The sequence below is a fragment of the Streptomyces sp. NPDC053750 genome, from assembly GCF_044544295.1.
Lineage (GTDB): Bacteria > Actinomycetota > Actinomycetes > Streptomycetales > Streptomycetaceae > Streptomyces.
Map to the genome: position 1 here is coordinate 1 of NZ_JBITXB010000052.1, position 5787 is coordinate 5787.

The window sequence follows — 5787 nt, forward strand, 5'->3', positions numbered from 1 at the left end:
TGTCCTGTCGCATTGAAGCTGTCGGATTCTCACCGCTTCTCATTCGCAGTGTCAGATTCTCATTGCGTCGTGTGCTGAACGGAGACGTTTGCCCCGTACGTGGGGTTTGGTCTCATTTTCCTGGTCTGGTTCTCGCTGTACCTGTCACGGTCGTTTCGGCAGGTACCAGGAGCCGGGGGTGGCGATGGATCTGAGTCTGGTCGATGTTGAGTGGGCTGACGGTCAGGGTGGCGGACTGCGAAAGTCCGTGCTGGAGGCGGTGTCCCGGGTTCGGTTCGAGTCGGTGCTCCCGGTGCGGCGGTTCACGTCGTACCGCGGGCAGCGGCACTTCACGGGCTGGTACTGGGCGGCTACGACGGAGTCGCTGGTGGGGTTCGAGTCGTGGCTGGAGCGGGACCGGGCCATGCTCCTCGATCATGACCGGAGGGTGGTGGGGCTGGCCTCGCAGCCGTTCCGGGTGACGTGGCCGGGGGAGAAACGCCGGATCTCGCACACGCCGGACTACTTCGCACGGCTGGAGGACGGCTCGGGTCTGGTCGTCGATGTCCGGCCGGCGGACCGGGTCGGGCCGAAGGACGCAGTGAAGTTCTCGGCGACCGAGGCGATGTGTCAGGAGATGGGCTGCTGGTCCTTCGCGCTGGTGCACGAGCCCGATCCGGTGGAGATGGCCAACGTCCGCTGGCTGTCGGGCTATCGGCATCCACGCAATCGGGTCGGCGACATCGCGAAACGGCTCATGGACGCGTTCGACGACCCGCGGCTGCTCATGGACGGTGCCGAGGCAGTGGGGGACCCATTGTCCGTCCTGCCGACGCTCTACCACCTGCTGTGGTGCGGTGATCTGCGTCTTGACTTCGCGGTGCCGCTGGGAGACGGCTCCGTGATCGGCCGCGCGGTGGTGAAGCGTGGTTGAACTGGCGCCACGTGGAGTTCTGCGGGTCGGGGACCGGATCCGGTTCGAGGGCCGGAACCAGCAGGTCATCGGGCTGGAGGGAGTGGCCTTGCGACTGCTCAGCGACGAGGGCGACACCAGTGTCATGGCTGCCGGCTACGTGATGGCGGCCGCCGATTTCGAGGTGCTGGACCGAGGACCGGAGGCCGTCCCGGAACGAGTCCTGCCGCCGTTCGCGCTGGTGGACGCCTTGCCGCCGTCGGTCGTCGAGCAGGCCCGGTTCTGGGAACAGCATGTGGTGGAAGTGCTCACGGGGCTGCCCCCGGACGCCCCAGAGGGAACGTCTCCTCGGCCCGAGTACGACCCGGCCTGGCGGACGCTGATGGAGCGAGAAGCTGCGAAGGTCGCCGAGCTGGCGGCCGGCGGGCAGCAGATCAGCAAGCGGACCTTTCTGCGGATGCGGCAGCGATACGAGGCCGAGGGGTTGTGGGGACTGGTGGACGGCCGGTCCCGGAAACCACCGGCCCCGGTCCCCGGCACCGGAAGGACCGACGAACGCGTTGTCGAGGCGGTCACCGAGGCACTGGCCGGTCAGACGGACCTTTCGACGGGCGACCGCAAGCGGCTCATGCTGCAGGCCGAGCAGATCCTCGCCGCAAAGCACGGTGAGGAAGCGGTCAAACTCCTGCCGACGAGGGCCACCTTCTATCGGCTGGTGAACAGCCTCGCCAAGAGCAACGAGTCCTTCGGGGCGGCCACGGTCCGCCGCCAGCGGGCTCTTCGGCCCGTGGGTCCGTTCACCCCGTCTATGGCTGCCCGCCCCGGGGAGATCGTGCAGATCGACTCCACACGACTGGACGTGATGGTGGTGCTGGACGACGGAGTCGTGGCCCGCCCGGAACTGACGATCGCGGTCGATGTCACGACGCGCACGATCTGCGCGGCCCTGCTCCGGCCTGCGGGAACGAAGGGTGTCGACGCTGCGGTGCTACTGGCGAGGATGCTGGTTCCCGCGCCGATGCGGCCGGGCTGGAGCCAGACCCTGGCGATGTCGGACTCGATCCTGCCGCACCAGCGGCTCATGGCGGTGGACGCGCGGTTGGAGAAGGCAGCGGCCAAGCCGGTCATCGTGCCGGACACCATCGTGATCGACCACGGCAAGGTGTTCGTCTCTGACACGTTCTCCTCCGCCTGCTCGCTGCTGGGGATCTCCCTGCAGCTCGCCCGGCCCAGGACCCCGACGGACAAGGCGATCGTGGAGAGGACGTTTGCGTCGATCAACTCGCTGTTTTGCCAGTACGTCGCGGGTTACACCGGCTCCGATGTCACCCGTCGCGGCAGCGATCCGGCCTCCGAGGCGGTCTGGACCCTCGCCCAGCTCCAGGACCTCTTGGACGAGTGGATCATTTGCTGGCAGCAGCGTCCGCACGAGGGGCTGCGCAACCCCTATATGGCGGGGCGGACGCTGTCGCCGAACGAGTCGTACGCCATCGCCGTCGCCCGCGCCGGATACTTGCCCGTCGCGCTGTCGGCGGCGGACTACATCGAGCTGCTGCCCGCGGTCTGGAGGGCCGTCAACGACTACGGCATCAAGGTCAACTACCGCACCTACGACAGCCCTGAACTCAACCGTCTACGGAGGCAGCCGTCTGGGGTGACGGGCAAGCAGGATTTGTGGGAGGTCCACTACGACCCCTACGACGTCTCCCGTGTCTGGGTACGGCGAAGCGACAGCCGCCGTTGGATCGAAGTCCCGTGGACCCATCTACCTATGGTTCGGGTCCCGTTCGCCGACTTCACCTGGCGTCACGCACGCCAGCTTCTCGCCGACCAGGGCCGCGACGACACCAGCGAGACCGCCGTCGCCCAGGTCCTGGCCAAGCTGCTGCGGAGGTCGGGAAAGCCGCCGGCCGGATCGGAGCAGGTCATGGCCCGCACCCGGGCCGCCCTTGAGGCTCCCGCGCGGCCCGCACTCCCGCCTGCCCCGTCCGCCGATGCGGACGACAGCGAGAACGAAGGTCTGGAGGAGGCGCCGGTCACCCCGTTCGGCGTCTTCAACCCCCTGGAAGAGGAGGGGAATCCGCTGTGGTGACTCCGCCTGACGCCCATGATGACGAGCACAACCCGCTGACCACCAAGGACGGCTGGAGGCAGTTCGTCGATGATGCCCCGGTCTGCCCGCCGATGCTCTCGTCCAGGGCTTTCAAGGCCCTGGACGAGGAGAAGCGGCTCGCTTACAACGAGTCCCGGCTGGACTACCACTCCCGGCTCGTGATCGTGGCCACCCCCACCGTCCGCAATGTGTTCACCACTGGACGGCGCCTGGTCCTGCTCAACCGGCACCAGATCTCCGGCCGCCGCGGGCTGATCGTCACCGGCCAGGCCGGGACCGGCAAGACGACCGCCATTGCCCAGCTCGGCCGCAACCATGAACTTCTGGTCCGTAAACGACTCGGCCCGGCCGCCGCAGGGCGGCTGCCGGTCGTCTACGTCACCGTCCCGCCCCGGGCCACCCCGAAGATGCTCGCCATCGAGTTCGCCCGGTTCCTCGGCCTCCCGGTCGTCCGGCAAGAGACCCAGACCTCCATCACCAACGCCGTCTGCGACCTGCTGATCAAAATGCGCGTCGAGCTCGCGCTCGTCGACGAGATCCACAACCTCAACCTCGCCACCCAGGCCGGGGCCGAAGCCTCCGACCAGCTGAAATACCTGTCCGAGCGGATCCACGCCACCTTCGTACTCGCTGGCATCGACGTCGCCGCGAGTGGCCTGTTCAGCGGCGTCCGCGGCCAGCAGATCGCTGGCAGATACACCCTTACCGACACCGAACCGTTCGCCTACGGCACCACCGCACAGCGGCAGAACTGGCGGAACCTGATCGCCTCGCTCGAAGACGCCCTGCGACTGCACCGGCACAAGCCCGGCAGCCTGGTCAAGCTCGACGGCTACCTTCACGAACGCACCGACGGCGCGATCGGCAGCCTCTCCCAGCTCGTCCGCGGCGCCGCTCTTGAGGCGATCATCAACGGCAGCGAGGCCATCACTCGCAAGACTTTGGAGACCATCGAGGTCGACCAAACTGCCGAGGACGCCCGCCAGGAACACCGCCGCAACCGGCGACCTCGCCGCCGGAGGCCGGATGCCGACGCAGCCTGACCAACTCCGCCGGCTGCCCATCCCTGTCGGGCCCATCCACAACGAGACCCTCGGTTCCTATCTCCACCGCCTGGCCGTCGCCAACAACCGTCCCGCGAGCTTCCTCGCCCGCCTCCTGGGCCCGCTGCCGCCGGAGTTCTCCCCGCTCAGCAACACCACCACCGGCTGGAATCCCCACTCACCCGGCCACCTGGCCACACTCTCCGGACGCCCAACGTCCCACCTCGCCAGGGCCCTGCCTGCGCTCGCCGACTTCCTCAGCCCACACGGTCCCGGGCAGCGAACGGAACGGCTGATCAGCCGTCTCTGCCGCTGCTGCACAGCCCGCCGCAGCCCCACCGCTTCCGTGGTGATTACTCTCTCGCCCGCCCACGTCCACATCTGCCCGCGGCATCAGCTCTGGACCCGCTCCACTCACGACATCCCGCTCGTCGCCCTGCCTGAAGTCATCGAGGCCCAGCGTCGACTCGACCAACTCGCCCGCCGGCATCGGCAGACCGGACGAGCCCTTGACCTGGCGCGGAGAATCGTCGAGGACTGGTCCGCCTCCGGAATGCCGATCGACCTCGGGAAGGAGTGGACCGATCGCCTCGACCGCGTCGAAGCTCTCGCCGTCAGCAAGAAAATCTCGGCTGAGGACCGCAGTCACCTTGCGGCATTCCCCGAGATCGTGGTGCTGACGCACCTGATCCTCGACCCACCCACCACCGCCCCCGACGCCAAGGAGCTCTATCTGGCGACGACCGCCGAGCTGAGCCGACGATTCTCGCGGATCTACACCACCATCGGAACCCAGGACCCCCTCTACCAGCGCTTGTGCAAACCCCTCGCAGCCCAGACACCCGATTGATCAGCCTTCGGCAAGCGGCAAGCTCGCTGCCATCTCTACCCTGATGGCCCGCGGGCCTACGGCGTCCAGGACTGCTGTCTTGCCGGGCGCCGAGATCCACTGGAGATCCCCTCAAAGCGGAACCGGAGCGGCACCGTGTGATCATGCCGATATGACATCTGGTCGCATCATCTTCCTCAATGGCACCTCTAGTTCGGGGAAGTCGAGCATCGCTCGGGAGCTTCTGGACATCCTCGACGACGGCGTCTTCTTCCACCTGGCGGTCGACAGCTTCAATGCGATGCGCAGTAAACGGGAGCTCGGGGCGGAGGAACTCGACGCCGCGCTGCGGCGGACCAGGATGGGCTTCCACCGCTCGATTGCGGCCATGGCTGAGGTGGGCAACGACATCGTGGTCGACCATGTGCTGAGCGAGCCGTGGCGATTGCTCGACTGCCTGACAGTGCTGCCGCCCGAGGACGTACTGTTTGTCGGCGTCCACTGCCAGCTGGACGAGCTGGCCCGCCGCGAGCTGGCCCGGGGCGACCGTCCTCCGGGCCTCGCGGCGCACCAATACGACCTGGTTCATGCCCACGGCGACTACGACCTGGAGTGCGACACCAGCACGGCAGGCCCACGCGAATGCGCTCAGCGAATCAAGGAGCTCCTCCCGCACCGCCCCAACCCCACCGCTTTCACCCGCCTCCGCCGACGCCACCTGATGGACAGCCAAGTACCACCGACGGCCAAGCACGATCTCCTCGACTTGGGCTAAAACGCACCCATGCCAAGCTGGACTTCCACAGAAGCCAGGTGCAGTGAGAATCCCCAGTCATGGCAGTCTCGCACCAACTGGCAAACCTGCAGCTCAGAGCGAGATCCACAGTCAACTTCACTTCGAAGGGACAGC

5 protein-coding genes are annotated in these 5787 nt (G+C 67.2%); all 5 read left to right on the plus strand.

What is annotated here, in order from left to right; genetic code table 11:
* Nucleotides 1-184 precede the first annotated feature (184 nt).
* The 5 genes from ACIGO6_RS41475 (at nt 185) to ACIGO6_RS41495 (ending at nt 5652) form a co-directional block, all read left to right on the plus strand.
* The gene (locus ACIGO6_RS41475) at nt 185-913 is read left to right on the plus strand and encodes a TnsA-like heteromeric transposase endonuclease subunit (protein ID WP_399885969.1); all 729 of its coding nucleotides are present in this window, start codon (nt 185-187) and stop codon (nt 911-913) included.
* An 82-nt stretch (nt 914-995) separates the two neighbouring features.
* Nucleotides 996-2984, plus strand: coding sequence for a Mu transposase C-terminal domain-containing protein (locus ACIGO6_RS41480; RefSeq protein ID WP_399885981.1), 1989 nt, complete (start codon nt 996-998; stop codon nt 2982-2984).
* The gene (locus tag ACIGO6_RS41485; RefSeq protein WP_399885972.1) at nt 2978-4048 is read left to right on the plus strand and encodes a TniB family NTP-binding protein; all 1071 of its coding nucleotides are present in this window, start codon (nt 2978-2980) and stop codon (nt 4046-4048) included. Before ACIGO6_RS41480 ends, ACIGO6_RS41485 begins: the two co-directional genes overlap by 7 nt.
* Nucleotides 4032-4898 (plus strand): TniQ family protein, encoded by an 867-nt coding sequence (locus ACIGO6_RS41490; RefSeq protein WP_399885975.1) that lies wholly within the window; start codon nt 4032-4034, stop codon nt 4896-4898. Before ACIGO6_RS41485 ends, ACIGO6_RS41490 begins: the two co-directional genes overlap by 17 nt.
* 151 nt (nt 4899-5049) lie before the next feature.
* Entirely contained in the window at nt 5050-5652 is a 603-nt protein-coding gene (locus tag ACIGO6_RS41495) for a chloramphenicol phosphotransferase CPT family protein (RefSeq protein WP_399885978.1), read from the plus strand.
* Nucleotides 5653-5787: the final 135 nt, after the last annotated feature.

What these genes read in the sequence shown, in the direction of transcription:
- ACIGO6_RS41475 (WP_399885969.1), top strand. Translation starts at nt 185, where the DNA reads ATGGATCTGAGTCTGGTCGATGTTGAGTGGGCTGACGGTCAGGGTGGC.
- ACIGO6_RS41490 (WP_399885975.1), top strand. Translation starts at nt 4,032, where the DNA reads ATGCCGACGCAGCCTGACCAACTCCGCCGGCTGCCCATCCCTGTCGGG.
- ACIGO6_RS41495 (WP_399885978.1), top strand. Translation starts at nt 5,050, where the DNA reads ATGACATCTGGTCGCATCATCTTCCTCAATGGCACCTCTAGTTCGGGG.